The organism is Pseudomonas mucidolens (genome assembly GCF_900106045.1).
Lineage (GTDB): Bacteria > Pseudomonadota > Gammaproteobacteria > Pseudomonadales > Pseudomonadaceae > Aquipseudomonas > Aquipseudomonas mucidolens.
Map to the genome: position 1 here is coordinate 613,843 of NZ_LT629802.1, position 17,908 is coordinate 631,750.

A 17,908-nucleotide genomic window follows, 5' to 3' on the forward strand; every position below is an offset into this window, starting at 1 on the left:
TCACCCGCACAGTGGCGCTAGACGCTAGATAATTAGGGCGTGGTTGCGCGTCGATCCGCGGCCTTTGGCCCTGACGTAAAAAGCCTGGGCAGTTTAAACTGCGCCATTGCGACGCTATTTGTCGCATTGGCGTAAACCCGCGAAAATCAGGGGTTGGCGCTATAAGAAGTTGTCGCTTGGCGGCAAGGCCGCGCTGAAAACTGTCCTTACAATCCCTGCATCGCCCGCCAGTTCCAGGCAGGCGTTCCTCTTCAGGAGACTCCGATGTCCGTTGAGCAAGCCCCGGTGCAACGTGCCGATTTCGACCAGGTCATGGTGCCTAACTACGCGCCTGCCGCCTTTATTCCCGTCCGTGGCGAAGGCTCGCGTGTCTGGGACCAGTCGGGTCGCGAGCTGATCGACTTTGCCGGCGGTATCGCGGTTAATGTCCTGGGTCATGCCCATCCGGCACTGGTGGGTGCGCTGACCGAACAGGCCAACAAGTTGTGGCATGTTTCCAACGTCTTCACCAACGAGCCGGCGCTGCGCCTGGCGCACAAGTTGATCGACGCCACGTTTGCCGAGCGCGTGTTCTTCTGCAACTCCGGCGCCGAAGCCAACGAAGCCGCTTTCAAGCTGGCGCGTCGCGTGGCGTTCGACCGTTTCGGGACTGAGAAGTACGAAATCATTGCCGCGCTGAACAGTTTCCACGGGCGTACCTTGTTCACCGTCAACGTCGGCGGCCAGTCGAAGTACTCCGACGGCTTCGGCCCTAAAATCACCGGGATCACCCACGTTCCCTACAACGACCTGGAAGCGCTGAAAGCTGCCGTCTCGGACAAGACTTGCGCCGTGGTGCTGGAACCGATCCAGGGCGAAGGCGGCGTGCTGCCCGCGGAGCTTGCCTACCTGCAAGGTGCTCGCGAGTTGTGTGACGCGAACAACGCGTTGCTGGTGTTTGACGAAGTACAGACCGGCATGGGCCGCAGCGGCAAGCTGTTTGCCTACCAGCATTACGGCGTGGTTCCGGACATCCTGACCAGCGCCAAGAGCCTGGGCGGCGGTTTCCCGATCGCAGCGATGTTGACGCGTGAAGATCTGGCCAAGCACTTGGTGGTCGGCACGCACGGCACCACCTACGGCGGCAACCCGCTGGCGTGTGCGGTCGCGGAAGCCGTGATCGACGTGATCAACACCCCGCAGGTGCTGGCCGGGGTCAATACCAAACACGACCTGTTCGTCGCCCGTCTGCAGCAGATCGGCGAGAAGTACGGTATTTTCACCGAGGTGCGCGGCATGGGCCTGCTGCTCGGTTGCGTGCTGAGCGATGCCTTCAAAGGCAAGGCCAAGGAGGTGTTCAACGCCGCCGAGCGTGAAAACCTGATGATCCTGCAAGCCGGCCCGGACGTGGTGCGTTTCGCCCCGAGCCTGGTGGTGGACGAAACGGATATCCAGGAAGGTCTCGACCGTTTTGAACGTGCTGTAAAAACGCTTACGCAAGCCTGATTCGCTGCGCCTTTGCCCTGTAGGAGCGAGCTTGCTCGCGAAATACTCAAGAACGCCGCGTTCATCGAGGATGCGCGCGTTATCGTTGACGATCTTCGCGAGCAAGCTCGCTCCTACAGGGAAATGCGCTGTTTTGGCCCCCTGTTTTTTATTCTGGATTTTAAGGAGTGACACCATGCTGGTGATGCGCCCCGCGCAAATGGCTGATCTGGGCGAGGTACAGCGTCTGGCCGCGGACAGTCCGATTGGTGTCACCTCCCTGCCGGATGATGTCGAACGCCTGAGCGACAAGATCGCCGCAAGCGAAGCATCCTTCGCCGCCGAAGTCAGTTTCAACGGTGAAGAAAGCTATTTCTTCGTGCTGGAAGACAGCGTCACCGGCAAGCTGGTGGGGTGTTCGGCCATCGTGGCGTCGGCCGGTTACTCCGAACCGTTCTACAGCTTTCGCAACGAAACCTTCGTACATGCGTCCCGTGAACTGAAGATCCACAACAAGATCCACGTCCTGTCCCAATGCCATGACCTGACCGGCAACAGTCTGCTGACCAGTTTCTACGTGGTGCCGGAATTGGTCGGTTCGCCGTGGTCGGAACTCAACTCCCGTGGCCGGCTGCTGTTCGTCGCCAATCATCCCGAGCGTTTTGCCGATTCGGTGGTGACCGAGATTGTCGGCTACAGCGACGAAAATGGTGATTCGCCGTTCTGGGATGCCATCGGCCGTAATTTCTTCGATCTCAACTACGCTGCGGCCGAACGGTTGTGCGGGCTGAAAAGCCGCACCTTCCTTGCCGAACTGATGCCGCATTACCCGATCTACGTGCCGCTGTTGCCGGACGCCGCGCAGGAAGCGATGGGTCAGGTTCATCCGCGGGCGCAGATCACGTTCGACATCCTGATGCGCGAAGGCTTTGAAACCGACCACTACATCGACATCTTCGATGGTGGCCCGACGTTGCACGCACGGGTCTCGGGTATCCGCTCGATTGCCCAGAGCCGCGTGGTGCCGGTGAAGATCGGTGAAATGGTCAAGGGCGTGGGCCGCCAGTACCTGGTCAGCAATGGTCAGTTGCAGGATTACCGTGCGGTGATGCTGGAACTGGACTACGCGCCGGGTAAACCGGTGACGCTGGACCTGGAAGCCGCCGAAGCCTTGGGCGTCGGTGAAGGTGCCAGCGTGCGCCTGGTAGCGGTTTAAAAGAGAGTTTCACGGGTGGCTTGGAATCAGCGGCCCGCTTGAGGAGATAGCATGATCGTTCGTCCCGTACGCAGCAGCGATTTACCGGCCCTGATTGATCTGGCGCGCAGCACCGGCACCGGCCTCACCACCTTGCCGGCCAACGAAGAGCGTTTGGCGCACCGGGTCGGCTGGGCCGAGAAAACCTTTCGCGGCGAAGCCGGGCGTGGTGATGCGGACTACCTGTTCGTGCTGGAAAACGATGACGGCCGCGTGGTGGGTATTTCCGCCATCGCCGGTGCCGTCGGCCTGCGCGAGCCTTGGTATAACTTTCGGGTCGGCCTGACCGTCAGCGCTTCCCAGGAGTTGAATATCTATCGCGAGATCCCGACGCTGTTCCTCGCCAATGATCTGACCGGCAACTCCGAATTGTGCTCGCTGTTCCTGCATGCCGATTACCGCAACGGCCTCAACGGCCGCATGCTGGCCAAGGCGCGGATGCTGTTTATCGCCGAGTTCCCGCAGTTGTTCGGCAACAAGATCATCGCCGAGATGCGCGGCATGTCCGACGATGCCGGGCGTTCGCCGTTTTGGGAAAGCCTGGGTCGACACTTCTTCAAGATGGAATTCAGCCAGGCCGATTACCTCACCGGCGTAGGCAACAAGGCATTCATCGCTGAACTGATGCCCAAGTTTCCGCTGTACACCTGCTTCCTCTCCCCGGATGCGCGCAACGTGATCGGCAAGGTCCACACCGACACCGAGCCGGCGCTGAGCATGCTCAAGAGCGAAGGTTTCAGCTACCAGGGTTACGTCGACATCTTCGACGCAGGTCCGGCGGTGGAATGTGAAACCACTAAGATCCGTGCGGTGCGCGACAGTCAGGCGCTGGTGCTGGCCATCGGCACGCCAGGGGACGACGCCACACCGTTCCTGATGCACAACCGCAAACGTGAGGATTGCCGTATTACCGCCGCACCGGCGCGACTGGCCGCTGGCACTCTGGTGGTCGATCCGCTGACCGCCAAGCGCCTGCAACTGGTGGCGGGTGATCAAGTGCGCGGCGTACCGTTGTCCGCAGCCCGGGAGTCGAAATAATGAATTCGCTGTATATCGCAGGTAGCTGGCTGGCTGGCCAGGGTGAACGGGTCGAGTCGCTGAACCCGGTGACCCAGCAAGTCGTGTGGGCGGGGAATGGCGCGACGGTCGAACAGGTCGAGTCCGCCGTGCAGGCCGCACGTCAGGCATTTTCGGCCTGGGCCAGACGTCCGCTGGAAGAACGTATCAGCGTACTCGAAGCCTTTGCCAACACACTGAAAAAGCGTGCCGATGAGATTGCACGCTGTATTGGTGAAGAAACCGGCAAGCCATTGTGGGAATCGGCGACAGAAGTCACCAGCATGGCCAACAAGATCGCGATCTCGGTACAAAGCTACCGCGAACGCACCGGCGAAAAGAGCGGCCCGCTGGGCGACGCCAGCGCTGTGTTGCGCCACAAACCACACGGTGTGGTGGCGGTGTTCGGCCCCTACAACTTTCCCGGTCACCTGCCGAACGGGCATATCGTCCCGGCCTTGCTGGCGGGCAACACCGTGCTGTTCAAGCCAAGCGAACTGACGCCGAAAGTCGCCGAGTTGACGGTGCAGTGCTGGGTCGAAGCCGGCCTGCCCGCTGGTGTATTGAATTTGCTGCAAGGCGCACGGGAAACCGGGATTGCGTTGGCGGCCAACCCGGGTATCGATGGTTTGTTCTTTACCGGTTCCAGTCGTACCGGTAACCACCTGCACCAGCAGTTCTCGGGGCGGCCGGACAAGATCCTGGCGCTGGAGATGGGCGGCAACAACCCGCTGGTGGTGGACGAAGTCGCGGATGTGGATGCGGCGGTCTACACCATCATCCAGTCGGCGTTTATTTCCGCTGGCCAGCGTTGCACTTGTGCCCGCCGCCTGCTGGTGCCGCAAGGCGCGTGGGGCGACGCACTGTTGGCGCGCCTGGTCGCCGTGAGTTCGACGATTGAAATCGGCGCGTTCGATCAGCAGCCGACACCGTTCATGGGGTCGGTGATTTCCCTCGGCGCGGCCAAGGCGTTGATGGACGCCCAGGCGTTGCTGCTTGCCAACGGCGGCGTGGGGCTGCTGGAGATGACCCAGCCTCAGGCGCAGGCGGCGTTGCTGACGCCAGGCATCATCGATGTGAGCGCTGTTGCCGAACGTGCTGACGAAGAACTGTTCGGCCCGCTGCTGCAGGTGATCCGCTACACCGATTTTGCAGCGGCGATCGCCGAGGCCAACAACACCCAATACGGTTTAGCGGCAGGTTTGCTTTCGGATTCCGAAGCGCGCTATCAGCAGTTCTGGCTGGAGAGTCGGGCCGGCATCGTCAACTGGAACAAGCAGCTGACCGGTGCGGCGAGCACTGCGCCGTTCGGTGGCGTCGGGGCGTCGGGCAACCATCGCGCCAGCGCGTATTACGCGGCGGATTATTGCGCGTACCCGGTGGCCTCGTTGGAGACCCCGAGCCTGGTAGTCCCGGCAACGCTGACTCCGGGTATAACGCTGATCTAAAAGTGTGGGAGGGGGCTTGCTCCCGATAGCAGTCTGTCAGTTGATGAATCAGGTGACTGATCCACCGCTATCGGGAGCAAGCCCCTCCCACAATGAATCTGTGGTGTGCTGAAGATTGCCTATAAAAAACAGATGTTCGTGGAGCCTCGCCGATGAAATCCTGTGAAGTCAATTTTGACGGTCTAGTGGGGCCGACCCATAACTATGGCGGTCTGTCCTACGGCAATGTCGCGTCCCAGAACAACAGCCAGCAGTCTTCCAACCCGAAGGAAGCGGCGTTGCAAGGCCTGGCGAAAATGAAGGCCCTGATGGAAATGGGGTTCGTGCAAGGCGTGCTGGCGCCCCAGGAGCGTCCTGATGTGGCGGCCTTGCGCAACCTTGGGTTTGCCGGCACTGACGCACAAGTGATTGAGCAAGCGGCCAAGCAAGCGATGCCGTTGCTGGTTGCCAGTTGCTCGGCGTCGAGCATGTGGGTGGCCAATGCCGCCACCGTCAGCCCGAGCGCCGACACCGCCGACGGCCGTGTGCATTTCACCGCCGCCAACCTCAACTGCAAATACCACCGCAGCATCGAACACCCGACCACCAGTCGCGTGCTGGGGGCGATGTTTGCCGATCAGCAGCACTTCGCGCACCACGCCGCGTTGCCAGCCGTGGCGCAGTTCGGTGACGAAGGGGCGGCCAACCACACGCGATTCTGCCGTGATTACGGCGAGGCCGGTGTCGAGTTTTTCGTGTTCGGTCGCAGTGCCTTCGACACACGTTACCCGGCACCGCAAAAGTACCCGGCGCGCCAGACCCTGGAAGCTTCCCAGGCTGTTGCGCGGCTGCACGGCCTCAGCGAAGACGGCGTGGTGTTTGGCCAGCAGAACCCGGCAGTGATCGATGCTGGCGTGTTCCACAACGACGTGATCGCGGTGGGCAACGGTGAAGTGCTGTTCTACCACGAAGATGCGTTCCTCAATACCGAGCAGATGCTGGCGCAATTGCAGGGCAAGCTCGGCAAGTTGGGAGGCAACTTCCAGTCGATCTGCGTGCCACGCTCCCAGGTGGGCGTCGAGGACGCGGTGCGTTCCTATCTGTTCAACAGTCAGTTGCTGACCCGCCCTGACGGCACGATGCTGCTGATCGTGCCGGAAGAGTGCCGCAACAACGAACGCGTCTGGCAGTATCTGCAAGGCTTGACCGCCTCCGGCGGCCTGATTCGCGAAGTCAACGTCTTCGACCTCAAGCAAAGCATGCAGAACGGTGGTGGACCGGCCTGTCTGCGCCTGCGGGTAGCGTTGAATGAAACTGAACTGGCGGCGGTCAATCCAGGGGTTATCATGACGCCACCGCTGTACGACACCCTGACCCAATGGGTCGACATGCATTACCGCGACAGCCTGCGCGAGACTGACCTGGCTGACCCGCAGTTGTTGCTTGAGTGCCGGACGGCATTGGATGAACTGACGCAAATCCTTAAACTGGGCTCGGTTTATCCTTTCCAGATCAATTAATGCCCACCGGCTGAGAGCTATTTTATGACCGACACCCTGAAACTGATTCTTGAAGACACCGACGGCACGCAACTGGAAACCTCCTGCACCCGCGTCGCGGTGGTCTGGCAGGGCAAGGAAATCTGGATCCAGCACGACGGCCGTGGCCAACTGCTGATCGGTGTCGACGTGGAAGAAGGCGACGCCGAATACGCCAACCTGCTGATGCGCCCACTGGCCACCAACCTGATGAGCCTGCAGTTGGAAATGGAACCGGCCGACGTTGAAGGCGATGACGACGATCACGTCCACGGCCCAGGCTGCAACCACTAAGGAAGCTGCTTTATGCTCGCCCTCGGCAAACTGCTTGAACTGACCCTCGCCGGTCGCGAACCGGCGCAAAAAATTCAACTGACTGTCGACGGCGTGCAACTGCGCTGGCTCAGCGAGGGCGCGCTGGAGGTGCGGCCACCCGAGGCGCGGGACAACGGCAGCGACCTGCTGCTGTCGTCCGGCATCCATGGCAACGAAACCGCGCCGATCGAACTGCTCGACCGCCTGTTGCATGGCATCGCCCAGGGGCAAATCAAACTGCGTACCCGTATTCTGTTCCTGTTCGGTAACCCCGAGGCGATGCGCCGCGGCGAGCGTTATCTCGAACTTGACGTCAACCGATTGTTCAACGGTCGACATGAAAAAAACATCGGCCCGGAAGCCATTCGCGCTGCCGACCTGGAGCAGTTGGCGCGCAACTTTTTCAGCCTGCCAGGCCGCAGCCGCTTGCACTACGACCTGCACACGGCCATTCGTGGTTCGAAAATTGAACAGTTCGCCCTCTACCCGTGGAAGGACGGACGCAAGCATTCGCGCCATGAGCTGGCTCGCCTGCGCGCGGCCGGCATGGAAGCGGTATTGCTGCAGAACAAGCCCTCGATCACGTTCACGGCCTTCACCTACGAGCAACTGGACGCCGAGTCGTTCACCCTGGAGCTCGGCAAGGCCCGCCCGTTCGGACAAAACCAGGGGGTTAACGTGTCCCGCCTGGAAACCCGTCTGCAACAGATCATCGAAGGCAACGAGCCGGTTACCGACAGCTTGGACGGTTTGCAACTGTTCAGCGTGGCGCGGGAAGTGATCAAGCACAGCGATGCCTTCCTGATGCACCTGCCGGCGGACGTGGAAAACTTCTCGCCGTTGGAGAAGGGCTACCTGTTGGCCGAGGATCTGGCCAAGACCCGCTGGGTGATCGAGGAGGAGGGCGCGCGAATCATCTTCCCCAACCCGAAGGTGAAGAACGGTCTGCGTGCGGGGATATTGATTGTGCCGACGACGGATGCCGGCCTGGTCTGAACTAAAGGACGATCACAAACACGTGTGGGAGCGAGCAAGCCCGCTCCCACATGTGTTTGTCGGTGTTGCTTAAACCGCTACCGCCCGCGGCTCGTTGCGGCGCAGCGCACGAATCTTGTTCAGGGTGTCGGCGCAGGTTTTTGCCGCTTCTTCGCCCTTGTGCACGAAGTGCTCGAAGAAGAAGGTCTGGTGCTCGACGCCTGCGTGGAAATGATGCGGCGTCAGGGACACGGAGAACACCGGTACTTCGGTTTCCAACTGAACCTGCATCAGGCCGCTGACGACCGATTGGGCGACGAACTCGTGGCGATAGATCCCGCCGTCTACTACCAGCGCCGCGGCGACGATGCCGGCATAACGGCCAGACTTGGCCAGCAGCTTGGCGTGCAGCGGCATTTCAAAGGCGCCGCCGACTTCAAAGAAGTCGATATCCGACTCCTGGTAGCCCTGGGCGATCATTTCGGCGAGGAATCCTTTACGGCTCTGATCGACAATATCCTTGTGCCAGCAGGCCTGGATAAACGCGACGCGCTCGCCGTGGTGGTTTTTGCTTTTGCTGTCGATTGCGGTGGGTTGCATGTTCTGACTCCTGTTTAAGAAAAAAACAGGGCGTTATGAATCGAATGGGATTCAAGGGCGCGAATCACTGCGTCATGCACGTATGCGACAGCGCGCGGCCCTTGGATGGCAATCCCGTTCTCTCTTCATCCGGACTATGACCGTCGGCCCCGGAATCACACCGGGTCTGCTGACCTTGGCGCCGTCCTGCACAAGCAGTTCGAGGCGCCAAGCGCTCGCGGGCTATGCGCATTGCGCGCAATTACCGCCGGTGGGGAATTACACCCCGCCCTGAGAACGTTGCCGCCAGAACCCTGGCAGCGGTGAGTTTTTAACACGCTTTTCAAAAAACTGCACGGCTGTCGTATCGATTAGCTATATCGGTTTGTTTGGTTGGTATTCAGTTTTCCCTTGCAGGGGCGAGCTTGTTATCGTGAGCAAAAGGGCTGACCGAAACCGTTAGAGGCAAGTGTGATGACTGTGATTGACCTGCGTAGCGATACCGTGACCCAACCTACCCCCGGTATGCGCGAGGCCATGGCGAATGCCGCCAGCGGTGATGATGTCTACGGCGAGGATCCCAGCGTCAATCAGTTGGAAGCCGAACTGGCCCGTCGTCTGGGGTTTGCGAGTGCGTTGTTCGTCCCCACTGGCACCATGAGCAACCTGTTGGCGTTGATGGCCCACTGCGAGCGGGGCGAGGAGTACATCGTCGGCCAACAGGCCCACACCTATAAGTACGAGGGTGGCGGTGCGGCCGTGCTGGGCTCGATCCAGCCCCAGCCGCTGGACGTGCAGGCCGATGGTTCGCTGGACCTGACCCAGGTGGCAGAAGCGATCAAACCCGATGACTTCCATTTCGCCCGTACCCGACTGCTGGCACTGGAAAACACCATGCAGGGCAAAGTCTTGCCGCTGTCGTACCTGGCGGCTGCACGGGCGTTTACCCGCGAGCACGGCCTGGCCCTGCACTTGGACGGTGCGCGTCTCTACAACGCGGCAGTCAAGCTGGGGGTGGATGCCCGGGAGATAGCGCAGCACTTCGACTCGGTGTCGGTCTGCCTGTCCAAGGGACTCGGTGCCCCCATCGGCTCGGTGTTGTGCGGTTCCAGTGAATTGATTGCCAAGGCGCGTCGTCTGCGCAAAATGGTCGGTGGCGGTATGCGCCAGGCGGGCTCGCTGGCGGCGGCCGGACTGTATGCGCTTGACCATCAGGTCGAGCGCCTGGCCGAAGACCATGCCAACGCCCAATGGCTGGGCGAGGAATTGCGCAAGGCCGGTTATACGGTAGAGCCGGTGCAGACCAACATGGTCTATGTACAGGTCGGGGATCAGGCTCAGGCCTTGAAACGTTTTGCCGCTGCGCGCGGGATCACGTTGAGTGCCGCCTCGCGGCTGCGAATGGTCACGCACCTGGACGTCAGCCGGGCGCAGATCGAGCAGGTTGTCGCGACATTCGTCGAGTTTTCCCGAAAATGACAGTGCTGACCGTCTAATTGACGGTTTCTATCGCATAAACACGCTGTACCACCGGCAAAGGGCCGATATAATGCGGCCCTTTGCCGTCGCTCCGTCTGATGATGTTGCGCACTGGCCTTTGGCCGCAGCCTCCGTGGAAGAACCTAATGAAAAGCGCAGAAATCCGTGAAGCCTTCCTTCGCTTCTTCGAAGAGCAAGGTCACACCCGTGTCTCCTCCAGCTCCTTGATCCCAGGTAATGATCCGACCCTGCTGTTCACTAACGCGGGGATGAACCAGTTCAAGGACTGCTTCCTGGGCCAGGAAAAGCGCGCCTATACCCGCGCCGTCAGCAGTCAGAAGTGCGTACGCGCCGGTGGTAAACACAACGATCTGGAAAACGTCGGCTACACCGCCCGTCACCACACTTTTTTCGAAATGCTCGGCAACTTCAGCTTTGGCGATTATTTCAAGCAAGACGCGATCAATTTCGCCTGGACCTTCCTGACTGGTGTGCTGAAACTGCCGAAGGAAAAACTCTGGGTCACCGTCTACGCCAGCGATGACGAGGCCTACGACATCTGGACCAAGCAGGTCGGCGTCCCAGCCGAACGCATGGTGCGTATTGGCGACAACAAAGGTGCGCCGTACGCCTCTGACAACTTCTGGACCATGGGCGATACCGGTCCGTGCGGTCCTTGCACCGAGATCTTTTATGATCACGGCGCCGACATCTGGGGCGGCCCGCCGGGCTCGCCAGAGGAAGACGGCGACCGCTACATCGAGATCTGGAACAACGTGTTCATGCAGTTCAACCGCACCGCCGATGGCGTGTTGCACCCGTTGCCAGCGCCGTCGGTCGACACCGGCATGGGTCTGGAGCGAATCAGTGCGGTGATGCAACACGTTCACTCCAACTACGAAATCGACCTGTTCCAGAGCCTGCTGGCCGCGGCCGCCAAGGCCATTGGTTGCAGCAACGATGACCAGGCCTCGCTCAAGGTTGTGGCTGACCACATCCGTTCCTGCGGCTTCCTGATTGCCGACGGTGTGCTGCCGTCCAACGAAGGCCGTGGCTACGTGCTGCGTCGCATCATTCGTCGCGCTTGCCGCCACGGCAACAAACTGGGCGCCAACGGCAGCTTCTTCTACCAGATCGTTGCGGCCCTGGTTGCCGAGATGGGCGACGCCTTCCCGGAACTCAAGCAAAACCAGGCGCACATCGAGCGCGTGTTGAAGGCTGAAGAAGAGCAGTTCGCCAAGACCCTGGAGCAGGGCCTGAAAATCCTCGAGCAAGACCTCGCCAGCCTGCAGGGCAGCGTGGTACCGGGCGATGTGGTGTTCAAACTCTACGACACCTACGGTTTCCCGATGGACCTGACCGGCGACATCGCCCGTGAGCGCAACCTGACCCTCGACGAGGAAGGTTTCGAGCGCGAGATGGAAGCCCAGCGCGTGCGTGCACGTTCGGCCAGCTCGTTCGGCATGGACTACAACAGCCTGGTCAAGGTTGACGTGGCCACCGAGTTCACCGGCTACAAGGCCACCAGCGGTTCGGCCAAAGTGGTTGCCCTCTATAAGGAAGGCCAGTCGGTTGATGTATTGAGTGAAGGCGATGAAGGCGTTGTGGTCCTCGACCAGACCCCGTTCTACGCTGAATCCGGTGGCCAGATTGGCGACTGCGGTTTCCTCAAGGCGGCTTCCGGTCGTTTTGATGTGCGTGACACCACCAAGACCGGCGGCGCGTTCCTGCACCACGGTGTGTTGGCATCGGGCAGCCTGACCGTCGGTTCGCCGGTGGAGACCCAGGTCGACGCTGACGTGCGCCACGCCACTTCGCTGAACCACTCGGCGACGCACCTGCTGCACGCCGCGCTGCGCCAGGTATTGGGCGAGCACGTCCAGCAGAAAGGTTCCTTGGTCGACAGCCAGCGTCTGCGTTTCGACTTCAGCCACTTTGAAGCGATCAAGCCTGAGCAGATCAAGGCCCTGGAAGACATCGTCAACGCTGAGATTCGCAAGAACACCGCCGTTGAAACCGAAGAAACCGACATCGAGACCGCCAAGGCCAAGGGCGCCATGGCGCTGTTTGGCGAAAAATACGGCGACAGTGTGCGCGTATTGAGCATGGGTGGCGATTTCTCGGTGGAGCTGTGTGGCGGCATCCACGCCAACCGCACCGGCGACATCGCCCTGCTGAAAATTATCAGCGAAGGTGGTGTGGCTTCGGGTGTGCGTCGTATTGAGGCCGTGACGGGGGCTGCGGCCCTGGCTTACCTCAATGCGGCGGAAGAACAACTCAAGGAAGCGGCCAGCCTGGTCAAAGGCAGCCGCGACAACCTGATCGACAAACTGTCCGCCGTGCTGGAGCGCAACCGCGCCCTGGAGAAACAACTGGAGCAGTTGCAAGCCAAGGCTGCCAGCGCGGCGGGCGACGATCTGTCGGCTTCGGCGCTGGACGTCAAGGGTGTGAACGTCCTGGCTGCACGCCTGGACGGCCAGGATGGCAAGGCGCTGTTGGCCTTGGTCGACCAGTTGAAGAACAAACTCGGCCGCGCAGTGATCCTGCTCGGCAGTGTCCACGAGGAAAAGGTCGTGCTGGTTGCCGGTGTGACCAAAGACCTGACTGGCCAACTCAAAGCCGGTGATTTGATGAAACAAGCTGCCGCGGCAGTGGGCGGGAAGGGCGGTGGTCGTCCGGACATGGCGCAAGGCGGTGGTGTTGACGCCGGTGCCCTGGACGCGGCCCTGGCGCTGACCGTTCCGTTTGTCGAGGCAGGTATTTAAGGCGCTGTTATTCGGCCCATGCTCTAGTCATGGGCTCGATCGGCTGCTGGAAGATTTGTTTATTGGGCGCCCCTTTACGGGCTGAGGCGGCTTAGAAATGGCTTTGATCGTACAGAAATTCGGAGGCACCTCGGTCGGCTCTGTCGAAAGAATCGAGCAGGTGGCCGACAAGGTTAAAAAATTCCGCGATGCCGGCGATGACCTGGTAGTGGTGTTGTCTGCCATGAGCGGCGAGACCAATCGTCTGATCGATCTGGCCAAGTCAATCAGTGGCGATCAGCAACCGCTTCCTCGTGAGTTGGACGTGATTGTGTCCACGGGCGAGCAGGTGACCATTGCCCTGTTGGCGATGGCGCTGAACAAACGTGGGGTGCCGGCGGTGTCCTACACTGGGAGTCAGGTGCGCATCCTGACCGACAGCGCGCACACTAAGGCGCGTATCCTGCAGATTGATGATCAGAAGATTCGTGTTGATCTGAAGGAAGGTCGGGTCGTGGTTGTCGCCGGTTTCCAGGGTGTGGACGAAAACGGCAACATCACCACGCTCGGTCGTGGCGGCTCGGACACCACCGGCGTGGCGCTGGCGGCAGCTCTCAAGGCTGACGAATGCCAGATATACACCGATGTAGATGGTGTTTACACCACCGATCCTCGCGTGGTGCCCGTGGCTCAGCGCCTGGACAAGATCACCTTCGAAGAGATGCTGGAAATGGCCAGCCTCGGTTCCAAGGTACTGCAGATTCGTGCGGTGGAGTTCGCCGGCAAGTACAACGTTCCGCTGCGCGTATTGCACAGCTTCAAGGAGGGTCCGGGTACCCTCATTACTATTGATGAAGAGGAATCCATGGAACAGCCGATCATTTCCGGCATCGCTTTCAACCGCGATGAAGCCAAGCTGACGATCCGTGGCGTGCCAGACACTCCGGGCGTGGCCTTCAAGATTCTGGGCCCCATCAGCGGCGCGAACATTGAAGTCGACATGATCGTGCAGAACGTTGCGCACGATAACACCACGGACTTCACCTTCACCGTGCATCGCAATGAATACGATGCGGCGGAACGGATCCTGAAAAATACCGCCCGCGAAATCGGCGCCCGTGAAGTAGTGGGCGATACCAAGATCGCCAAGGTTTCGATCGTCGGTGTCGGCATGCGCTCCCACGCGGGTGTCGCCAGCCGCATGTTTGAGTCCCTGGCCAAGGAAACTATCAATATCCAGATGATTTCCACCTCGGAAATCAAGGTTTCGGTGGTCATCGAAGAGAAATATCTGGAATTGGCCGTGCGCGCGCTGCATACCGCGTTTGAGCTGGATGCTCCTGCCCGACAGGGTGAGTGACGCAATGCCAGGAAGGCGCGGTTGATCCGCGCCTTTCATTTTTTTGCCGGGTGGGTGTATGGACCTGTTCTTTTACGCGTGCTCGACAATACTTAGGCAGATAAGGCTATGACCGTCTGGTTGTAGGTCGAATGCCTTTTTTTTGCAGACTGTTGTCCCTGAACTGAAATGCGTGAGGAGAAAGGCATGCTGATTCTGACTCGTCGATGCGCAGAAAGCCTGATTATTGGTGATGGCGAAATCACCGTGACCGTGCTCGGCGTCAAAGGCAATCAAGTACGGATCGGGGTTAACGCCCCGAAAGAGGTGGCTGTCCGCCGTGAGGAAATCTACTTGCGGATCAAGAAAGAGAAGGACGACGAACCAAGCCATTAATTTTTATCGTTTTTTATGTTTGCAAACGGGGATGAAGCTGGTTAATATACGCCCCGTGTTGCGGAGAGCTGGCCGAGTGGCCGAAGGCGCTCCCCTGCTAAGGGAGTACACCTCAAAAGGGTGTCGGGGGTTCGAATCCCCCGTTCTCCGCCATTATTTGCTTAGTACGTTGCAATCTGTATTTTTTCGGTAAGTTGTTGAAATTACTAGAAAAAATAGCTTTACATAGAGATTGGACGGCCTATAATGCGCGGCAACAAATGCACTCGTAGCTCAGCTGGATAGAGTACTCGGCTACGAACCGAGCGGTCACAGGTTCGAATCCTGTCGAGTGCACCATTTAAGAGTTAGTTGCAGTGATGCAGTTAGCTTTGCTTCAGCCAGTTGTGATCTGGTATAAAAACACAACCTGCACTCGTAGCTCAGCTGGATAGAGTACTCGGCTACGAACCGAGCGGTCACAGGTTCGAATCCTGTCGAGTGCACCATACAAACAAAAAGCCCGCCTAGTGCGGGCTTTTTGCCGTCTGGGGTATTTGTTTTGTTGCGAGCATGTTGTCGTGAGCCTTTTCGTGGGGAGAATCCATGGCTTTCGGTTTTTCTCTCGGGGCCATGTGTTTTCTTTGCGTCCTGTGTCGTCGCAGCATACGTGTGGCCGCTACTCAGCTTTGCTTCGCAAGCGCTTGTTCTTTCCAGTTTTTTAACGTTTAAAACGGCCGGGCGGTGTATCATTGCGCTCGTCAGCCCCGCCGGGGCTTGTGGAATACCTCCATGGACTTACCCAGTAGTTACTCAGTACCCCGTTTTACCAATCATGAATTGACTGATTGATCCTTCCGGCGTGCCCCGCTGCTGGGAGTGGAGTTCGCCTATGACCGAAGTAGAAGTAAAGAAAACACAAGAAAGCCTGCAGGATCGCCTGGCTCAAGTCGTTGAGCTGCTGCAGCGCCAGCGTGTGGTTGAAGACCTGACTCATCGCCAGGAAGGTCCTCACCAGGATCGGGTCGAGAATCTGGTCCACCGGCAAAATCTCGTCGAGCTGCAGCGCAAGCTCGATGATCTGCACTCCGCCGACGTCGCCTATATCCTTGAAGCCTTACCGCTGGATGATCGTCTGACCCTTTGGCAGTTGGTCAAGGCGGACCGCGACGGCGACATCCTTCTCGAAGTATCCGACTCGGTACGTGAAACGCTGATCGCCGACATGGACGATCACGAGCTGCTGGCGGCCGCCAAGGAAATGGACGCCGACGAACTGGCCGACCTCGCGCCTGAGCTGCCGCGCGATGTTGTCCATGAGCTGATGGAGACCCTTGACGGTCAGCAGCGTGAGCGCGTTCGCTCCGCGTTGTCCTATGACGAGGATCAGGTCGGCGCGCTGATGGACTTCGAAATGGTGACCATTCGTGAGGATGTGAGCCTGGAAGTGGTTCTGCGTTACCTGCGTCGGCTCAAGGAGTTGCCGGGCCACACTGACAAACTGTTCGTGGTCGATTACGAAGGTATTCTCAAGGGCGTGCTGCCGATCAAGCGTCTGCTGGTCAATGACCCGGACAAGCAGGTTGCGGAGGTCATGGCCAGCGATCCGGTGAGTTTTCACCCGGATGAAGATGCCTATGATGCTGCCCAGGCGTTCGAGCGCTATGACTTGATCTCGGCCCCGGTCGTCGACAAGAACGGCAAGCTGATCGGTCGTTTGACCATCGATGAAATGGTCGACCTGATTCGTGAGGAAAGCGAAAGCGAAGTCCTCAACATGGCGGGTCTGCGTGAAGAGGAAGATATTTTTGCGTCAGTCTGGAAATCCCTGCGCAACCGCTGGGCGTGGCTGGCAGTGAACCTGATTACAGCATTTATTGCTTCTCGTGTAATTGGCCTGTTTGAAGGTTCCATCGAGAAGTTGGTGGCATTGGCTGCGCTGATGCCCATCGTTGCGGGGATTGGCGGCAACTCCGGCAACCAGACGATTACCATGATCGTGCGGGCGATGGCGCTGGACCAGGTGAGCACGGGTAACACTTCGCGGCTGATGCGCAAGGAATTGGCCGTAGGCCTGATCAACGGTCTGGTGTGGGGTGGGGTGATCGGTGTGGTTGCCTACCTGCTTTACGGCAGTTGGTCCCTGGGCGTGGTGATGACGGCCGCCATGACCCTCAATCTGTTGCTGGCAGCCTTGATGGGGGTGTTGATCCCGATGACCCTGGCGCGCCTTGGTCGCGACCCGGCAATGGGCGCCAGCGTGATGATCACGGCTGTGACCGACAGCGGTGGCTTCTTCATCTTCCTTGGGCTGGCAACCATCTTCCTGCTCTGAACCCTTCCCGCGCAGCCCGATAAGGGCTGCGCGGTCCGCGTACCCGTCAAATTCCAGGCAAAAAAAAGCCAGCACAAGGCTGGCTTCAGCTTTCAATTGCCGGCTATTCGGCTACTGCGGCTGCCTCAGCGTCATGGGCAATCAGCGACACAAGCGCATTTTGCTGACGGTGAGAGAGCTGACGGAAACGTTGCAGCAGTTCGCGTTCATGCAGTGACAGCTCCGGGCTGTCCAGTCGCATGCTCAACTCGTCGCCCAGCGCGCCTTCCTGAATAAGGCTTTGCTCCATGCGCGCGATGATTTCGGAGTTCATGCTGCGATGATGATTGCGAGCCACCTCGGCAATGCGTTCCCGCATTCCGTCTGGCAGACGTACGACGAACTTGTCAGCCGTACGGCTGGAATAAATTGCCTGTTTCAATGGGCGCATATATTTAACCGGTAAGTTCAGGGGAGCGGTTCTTGGGATTGGCCGCAACATGTGTGTTAGGACAAGGTTTGCTGCCAAATGTTCAACCCGAATTGCAAAGAGGCCGCATCATGCCTCAAATCCGCCGGTTCACTGGCGTCAATTCTGTGACAAATATTGAACCCGATACAGGCTTTATGCCAGTACTGCTTTTCAAATTTGCGGACTGGTTAGAAAAATTTTCGCGCGGTACTCAGTCGATGCTCGAGCCGCATGTGCCCAATCAGAAGGTGGGTTGGCACGCCCATCGTATAGCAATGCCGACCTTCGCCTTTCATTTTAAGACTAGTGGCAAATTGCCGATTTGCTCGGGCGGGTGACCTACGGCTGGGCGTCGGAAGGGCGGGTCTTGGCGGGAGAAAGCAATCAGCGCAATACGGGGTCGAACTTGAAGCGCTTCCCGGCGATGAGGGACAGTACGCCAGTCGCAGTCAATATACCGCTGGCGACAAAGGCGGCGATCTGCATGCCATGCGACGTGACATCGAGGCCGAGGAGGCCGGCGGCCAAGGCTAAGGTCAGAGACAGCCAGGCTGGCTTGGTCATGAGTCGCTCCGG

Annotated in this window: 16 protein-coding genes, 3 tRNA genes and 1 riboswitch; of the genes, 16 read left to right on the top strand and 3 right to left on the bottom strand. The window is 59.3% G+C overall.

From position 1 onward, the window contains the following. Positions 1 to 264: 264 nt before the first annotated feature. From BLU75_RS03015 to astE, 7 genes are all read left to right on the top strand, one after another. Positions 265 to 1,485 (top strand): aspartate aminotransferase family protein, encoded by a 1,221-nt coding sequence (locus tag BLU75_RS03015; RefSeq protein WP_084379493.1) that lies wholly within the window; start codon positions 265 to 267, stop codon positions 1,483 to 1,485. Positions 1,486 to 1,660: 175 nt separating this feature from the next. Next, positions 1,661 to 2,680 carry an arginine/ornithine succinyltransferase subunit alpha gene (gene aruF, locus BLU75_RS03020; protein WP_084379492.1) on the top strand — a complete coding sequence of 340 codons (1,020 nt, stop codon included), beginning with the start codon at positions 1,661 to 1,663 and terminating at the stop codon, positions 2,678 to 2,680. 51 nt (positions 2,681 to 2,731) lie between these two features. Further along, on the top strand, positions 2,732 to 3,757 hold the full coding sequence (astA, locus tag BLU75_RS03025) for an arginine N-succinyltransferase (protein ID WP_084379491.1): 1,026 nt from the start codon (positions 2,732 to 2,734) through the stop codon (positions 3,755 to 3,757). Next, the gene (gene astD / locus BLU75_RS03030) at positions 3,754 to 5,223 is read left to right on the top strand and encodes a succinylglutamate-semialdehyde dehydrogenase (protein WP_165447475.1); all 1,470 of its coding nucleotides are present in this window, start codon (positions 3,754 to 3,756) and stop codon (positions 5,221 to 5,223) included. Before astA ends, astD begins: the two co-directional genes overlap by 4 nt. A 152-nt stretch (positions 5,224 to 5,375) precedes the next feature. Continuing rightward, on the top strand, positions 5,376 to 6,722 hold the full coding sequence (gene astB, locus BLU75_RS03035) for an N-succinylarginine dihydrolase (RefSeq protein WP_084379489.1): 1,347 nt from the start codon (positions 5,376 to 5,378) through the stop codon (positions 6,720 to 6,722). Positions 6,723 to 6,746: 24 nt separating this feature from the next. Next, entirely contained in the window at positions 6,747 to 7,034 is a 288-nt protein-coding gene (locus BLU75_RS03040; protein ID WP_003175651.1) for a hypothetical protein, read from the top strand. Between the two features lie 12 nt (positions 7,035 to 7,046). Further along, the gene (gene astE / locus BLU75_RS03045) at positions 7,047 to 8,051 is read left to right on the top strand and encodes a succinylglutamate desuccinylase (RefSeq protein WP_084379488.1); all 1,005 of its coding nucleotides are present in this window, start codon (positions 7,047 to 7,049) and stop codon (positions 8,049 to 8,051) included. A gap of 69 nt (positions 8,052 to 8,120) precedes the next feature. Here astE and BLU75_RS03050 read toward each other — a convergent pair whose 3' ends face one another. Beyond that, a complete protein-coding gene (locus BLU75_RS03050; protein ID WP_084379487.1) occupies positions 8,121 to 8,630 on the bottom strand; it encodes a 6,7-dimethyl-8-ribityllumazine synthase in 510 nt (169 codons plus the stop codon). A gap of 112 nt (positions 8,631 to 8,742) precedes the next feature. Beyond that, positions 8,743 to 8,912, bottom strand: a riboswitch (FMN riboswitch). A gap of 171 nt (positions 8,913 to 9,083) precedes the next feature. Between BLU75_RS03050 and ltaE the strand changes: the two genes are divergently transcribed. From ltaE to mgtE, 8 genes are all read left to right on the top strand, one after another. Further along, a complete protein-coding gene (ltaE, locus tag BLU75_RS03055; protein WP_084379486.1) occupies positions 9,084 to 10,088 on the top strand; it encodes a low-specificity L-threonine aldolase in 1,005 nt (334 codons plus the stop codon). Between the two features lie 146 nt (positions 10,089 to 10,234). Further along, complete coding sequence (alaS, locus tag BLU75_RS03060; RefSeq protein ID WP_084379485.1) at positions 10,235 to 12,853, top strand: alanine--tRNA ligase; 2,619 nt, start codon at positions 10,235 to 10,237, stop codon at positions 12,851 to 12,853. A 97-nt stretch (positions 12,854 to 12,950) separates the two neighbouring features. After that, positions 12,951 to 14,192, top strand: a complete 1,242-nt coding sequence (locus BLU75_RS03065; RefSeq protein ID WP_084379484.1) for an aspartate kinase — start codon at positions 12,951 to 12,953, stop codon at positions 14,190 to 14,192. 186 nt (positions 14,193 to 14,378) lie between these two features. Next, positions 14,379 to 14,567, top strand: coding sequence for a carbon storage regulator CsrA (csrA, locus tag BLU75_RS03070; protein WP_084379483.1), 189 nt, complete (start codon positions 14,379 to 14,381; stop codon positions 14,565 to 14,567). A 62-nt stretch (positions 14,568 to 14,629) separates the two neighbouring features. Continuing rightward, a tRNA-Ser gene (locus BLU75_RS03075) sits at positions 14,630 to 14,720 on the top strand. A gap of 109 nt (positions 14,721 to 14,829) precedes the next feature. Beyond that, positions 14,830 to 14,906: transfer RNA gene (locus BLU75_RS03080), tRNA-Arg, on the top strand. 72 nt (positions 14,907 to 14,978) lie between these two features. After that, positions 14,979 to 15,055, top strand: a tRNA-Arg gene (locus tag BLU75_RS03085). A gap of 383 nt (positions 15,056 to 15,438) precedes the next feature. After that, positions 15,439 to 16,881: a magnesium transporter gene (gene mgtE, locus BLU75_RS03090; RefSeq protein WP_090221369.1), complete on the top strand. Its 1,443-nt coding sequence runs from the start codon at positions 15,439 to 15,441 to the stop codon at positions 16,879 to 16,881. Between the two features lie 103 nt (positions 16,882 to 16,984). On the opposite strand, the gene BLU75_RS03095 is transcribed toward mgtE, so the two are convergent. Next, on the bottom strand, positions 16,985 to 17,311 hold the full coding sequence (locus BLU75_RS03095; RefSeq protein ID WP_084379481.1) for an Arc family DNA-binding protein: 327 nt from the start codon (positions 17,309 to 17,311) through the stop codon (positions 16,985 to 16,987). 110 nt (positions 17,312 to 17,421) lie between these two features. On the opposite strand from BLU75_RS03095, the gene BLU75_RS03100 reads away from it, so the two are divergent. Continuing rightward, complete coding sequence (locus tag BLU75_RS03100) at positions 17,422 to 17,670, top strand: hypothetical protein (RefSeq protein WP_084379480.1); 249 nt, start codon at positions 17,422 to 17,424, stop codon at positions 17,668 to 17,670. 46 nt (positions 17,671 to 17,716) lie between these two features. Here BLU75_RS03100 and BLU75_RS03105 read toward each other — a convergent pair whose 3' ends face one another. After that, on the bottom strand, positions 17,717 to 17,896 hold the full coding sequence (locus BLU75_RS03105; protein ID WP_084379479.1) for a PA3371 family protein: 180 nt from the start codon (positions 17,894 to 17,896) through the stop codon (positions 17,717 to 17,719). Positions 17,897 to 17,908: the final 12 nt, after the last annotated feature.

Bases quoted from the DNA above. Each gene is read 5' to 3' on its own strand.
- astB (WP_084379489.1), top strand. From the start codon at position 5,376: ATGAAATCCTGTGAAGTCAATTTTGACGGTCTAGTGGGGCCGACCCAT.
- BLU75_RS03015 (WP_084379493.1), top strand. From the start codon at position 265: ATGTCCGTTGAGCAAGCCCCGGTGCAACGTGCCGATTTCGACCAGGTC.
- ltaE (WP_084379486.1), top strand. From the start codon at position 9,084: ATGACTGTGATTGACCTGCGTAGCGATACCGTGACCCAACCTACCCCC.
- astA (WP_084379491.1), top strand. From the start codon at position 2,732: ATGATCGTTCGTCCCGTACGCAGCAGCGATTTACCGGCCCTGATTGAT.
- BLU75_RS03100 (WP_084379480.1), top strand. From the start codon at position 17,422: ATGCCTCAAATCCGCCGGTTCACTGGCGTCAATTCTGTGACAAATATT.
- mgtE (WP_090221369.1), top strand. From the start codon at position 15,439: ATGACCGAAGTAGAAGTAAAGAAAACACAAGAAAGCCTGCAGGATCGC.
- aruF (WP_084379492.1), top strand. From the start codon at position 1,661: ATGCTGGTGATGCGCCCCGCGCAAATGGCTGATCTGGGCGAGGTACAG.
- csrA (WP_084379483.1), top strand. From the start codon at position 14,379: ATGCTGATTCTGACTCGTCGATGCGCAGAAAGCCTGATTATTGGTGAT.
- BLU75_RS03065 (WP_084379484.1), top strand. From the start codon at position 12,951: ATGGCTTTGATCGTACAGAAATTCGGAGGCACCTCGGTCGGCTCTGTC.
- alaS (WP_084379485.1), top strand. From the start codon at position 10,235: ATGAAAAGCGCAGAAATCCGTGAAGCCTTCCTTCGCTTCTTCGAAGAG.
- BLU75_RS03095 (WP_084379481.1), bottom strand. From the start codon at position 17,311: ATGCGCCCATTGAAACAGGCAATTTATTCCAGCCGTACGGCTGACAAG.
- BLU75_RS03050 (WP_084379487.1), bottom strand. From the start codon at position 8,630: ATGCAACCCACCGCAATCGACAGCAAAAGCAAAAACCACCACGGCGAG.
- astE (WP_084379488.1), top strand. From the start codon at position 7,047: ATGCTCGCCCTCGGCAAACTGCTTGAACTGACCCTCGCCGGTCGCGAA.
- BLU75_RS03040 (WP_003175651.1), top strand. From the start codon at position 6,747: ATGACCGACACCCTGAAACTGATTCTTGAAGACACCGACGGCACGCAA.
- BLU75_RS03105 (WP_084379479.1), bottom strand. From the start codon at position 17,896: ATGACCAAGCCAGCCTGGCTGTCTCTGACCTTAGCCTTGGCCGCCGGC.